We start from the raw sequence: 3100 nt of genomic DNA, 5'->3' as shown, positions 1-3100 counted from the left end.
TCTGCGGTTGCTGATGGCTTCCGGTACCGGATAAACCAAAGCCCCCTGTCCCAAACAAAAAAAGGAACAGGGGGCTTTTTTTCTCAACTAATGACCGCAAAGATGTTATACATTTTCGCCTTGGAGTAGCGCCATCAATGGCCTTTCCTTTTCCCACACCGAAATTATTCTGTTGACAGAAACACTCACCTTTATTATATGTGTAGGCAATACATGGTTTTTCGAGGAGGATAGACGCCAAAAGAGATGACCGATAGGCTGGTTGTGACAGGCAATGCCTGTGATGGCCGGTGAACGGTGCGGAATCCGTCTCCCGCGGGGTAACGGGTGCTGCACCTTGGGGTGGTGTCCTGGAGGGATGCCTGAGATTATACCCGATGAACCTGATACGGATAATGCCGTCGTAGGGAGAAAGGATAACGAACAGGAATATCGACCTTCACGGGCCTGGCCGCCAGTGAGGGTTTTTTTGTTTCGGAGGAGAGTGTGGAGATCGGTTCATGATAAAACTCAACGGAAAAGAAAGGCCGGACTGCCTGAACATCGATGCCCTCCTGGAGGAATATGGGTACGACCGTAAACGGGTTGCGGTCCTGGTGAACGGAGAAATCGTGAGAAAGAACAACTGGGCGAACTTCGATCTCGACCCCGGAGATGAAGTAGATGTTGTGGCCTTTGTCGGGGGGGGATAAGGAGACGCGAATGACCTTTTCTGTCGGTGGGAAAAACCTGAGGAGCCGCTTTTTCATCGGATCGGGGAAGCTTCCTTCTTATGGGGTGATTCCTGAAATGGTGGAAAAAGCCGGTGTGGAAGTCGTCACCGTTGCGGTGCGCCGGATCGATCCGGACGCGATCTGTGAGAATATCATGGATTTTATTCCGGAGGGGTGTGTCGTCATGGTCAACACCTCAGGGGCGCGCAACGCCGAAGAGGCGGTACGGATCGCCCGGATTGGTCGGGAATTGACCGGTTCCGACTGGGTCAAGATCGAGGTTGAAACCGACGCCAGGTACCTGTTTCCGGACAATGAAGAGACCCTGAAGGCTACGAAAATTCTGGTCGATGAAGGATTCCAAGTCTTTCCCTACATCACTCCCGACCTGGTCATGGCTAGAAAACTGGAAAGGGCCGGCGTGGCGGCGGTCATGCCCCTGGCTGCGCCGATCGGCACCAACAAGGGTGTTACCTGTGCCGTTCTCCTGCAGCCCATCATTCATGAAATCGAAGTCCCCGTCATTATTGATGCCGGCATCGGACGCCCGTCCCATGCCGCCCAGGCCATGGAACTGGGGGCCGATGCGGTGCTGGCCAATACGGCGATCGCCACGGCACCGGACCCCGTCATGATGGCGATTGCCATGGCAAAAGCGGTGGAAGCGGGGCGTCTTGCCTACCGAATGGGGCTGCTGGCGGAGAAGGACTTTGCCGACGCGTCATCCCCCCTGACGGGTTTTCTCAGGAGTGGCCAATGATTTACCGGGAACTCCTCGCCGCCGAAGCGCTATTTCAATCAGGCGGGGCGGGCGCCACAAGGGCGGAATTGATGGGGATCCTGGACAGAGACTGCCTGGACCGGATGGACTACTTGAAGCTTCTCCTGGCGGACGACCTGGACGTGTTGGAACGGATGGCCCGCCGGGCCCGTGATCTGACTGCGCGATACTTTGGAAAGGTGGTGCTCCTCTATGCGCCCCTATATTTGTCAGACTACTGTACCAACGGGTGTATCTACTGCGGCTATTCGGCCGAGGTCCCTCCGTTCAAACGGAGGCGACTGGAGGCGGAAGAAATGCAGGCGGAGATGGAGGCCCTCAAGAGGGCCGGATTTGACAGCATCCTCTTGTTGACGGGTGGAGACCGGCGACGGTCCCCTGTCGCCTATATTGCCGATTCGGTGCGGCGTGCGGCCCGCTGTTTCTCCGAGGTCATCCTGGAAGTCTATGGCCTGACACAGGAAGAATACGGCGTCGTCCGGGACGCCGGGGCTTCTGGCCTGGCGATTTACCAGGAAACATACGACCGGGGTCTCTACGAAAAGGTCCACCTGTATGGTGAGAAGAGGGATTATCTTTTCCGCCTGGAAGCGCCGGAGCGGGCGATCGCAGCCGGGTTGAAACACGTCTGCATCGGACCGTTGCTGGGCCTGGGACCTGCGGTGCGGGATATGTTCATGGCGGGGATTCATGGCGACTTCCTGCAGCGCCGCTACCCGGATGTGGAACTGTGCCTGGCCTACCCGAGATTGCGCCCGGCCGGTGAAATCGCCGACCCCGCCGACTCCGTGGACGATATCCGTTTTGTAAGGTTTATTTTGGCCACACGCCTGTTTTTACCTCGTGTTGGTGTCAGCATCTCGACGAGGGAAAGGGCCGGTATAAGGGATCATCTGGTGGGGATAGGGGTGACCCGCATGTCCGCGGGTTCGAAGACAACTGTGGGGGGATACGCCCGGGCCTGCTCCCGCCCGGGGCAGTTTCATATCGACGACAGGCGGAGCGTCCCGGATATCATGACGATGCTTCAGGACAGAGGACATAGACCGGAATTCTGCAACTGGATAAAGGGGATCGTCTAGATATGTTTGGAGGGGCGGCATCATTGAAAATCGGGGAGGGGAAGAGGTGACCATGACGAGGCAGGAAAAACTGAGACATTATTTCCAGAGAGGCATCTACGGCATAACGGCGGAGCATCTCTCCGTTGGCAGAAAGAACGTGGACGTGGTTCGCCAGATGCTGGAGGGTGGCGTGAGAATCATTCAGTACCGGGAAAAAAAGAAATCCATGTCTGAAAAATATGAGGAATGCCGGGCGCTTCGTCAACTAACCCTCGATTACGACGCCCTGTTTATCGTCAACGACCATCCCGACCTCTGCCTGTTGAGTGACGCCGACGGGGTTCATCTGGGCCAGGACGATTATCCCCCAGGGGCGGTGAGAAAATTCATCGGACCGGATCGGATATTGGGTCTATCCACCCATGCTCCCGGACAACTGACGGGGGCCCACGCCGCTGGGGCCGATTATGCGGGGGTGGGGCCGCTTTACGAAACGAACACCAAAGAGGACGTCATGGCCCCGGTGGGGCTGGCCTACCTGG

At 57.0% G+C, this 3100-nt stretch carries 4 protein-coding genes and 1 riboswitch; all 4 genes read left to right on the top strand.

All coding sequences use genetic code 11. The features are described from left to right. Window positions 1-328: 328 nt before the first annotated feature. Window positions 329-428: riboswitch (TPP riboswitch) on the top strand. A 72-nt stretch (window positions 429-500) separates the two neighbouring features. After that, on the top strand, window positions 501-692 hold the full coding sequence (thiS, locus tag GX147_08395) for a sulfur carrier protein ThiS (protein NLN60704.1): 192 nt from the start codon (window positions 501-503) through the stop codon (window positions 690-692). Window positions 693-702: 10 nt separating this feature from the next. Then, entirely contained in the window at window positions 703-1473 is a 771-nt protein-coding gene (locus GX147_08390; GenBank protein NLN60703.1) for a thiazole synthase, read from the top strand. Beyond that, window positions 1470-2576: a 2-iminoacetate synthase ThiH gene (thiH, locus tag GX147_08385; GenBank protein NLN60702.1), complete on the top strand. Its 1107-nt coding sequence runs from the start codon at window positions 1470-1472 to the stop codon at window positions 2574-2576. Before GX147_08390 ends, thiH begins: the two co-directional genes overlap by 4 nt. Before the next feature lie 52 nt (window positions 2577-2628). Continuing rightward, window positions 2629-3100: thiamine phosphate synthase (gene thiE / locus GX147_08380; GenBank protein NLN60701.1), on the top strand; the 472-nt coding region annotated here is incomplete at its 3' end.

The sequence above is a fragment of the Deltaproteobacteria bacterium genome (assembly GCA_012522415.1).
Lineage (GTDB): Bacteria > Desulfobacterota > Syntrophia > Syntrophales > JAAYKM01 > JAAYKM01.
This window is presented reverse-complemented; position numbering and strand designations above follow the sequence as displayed.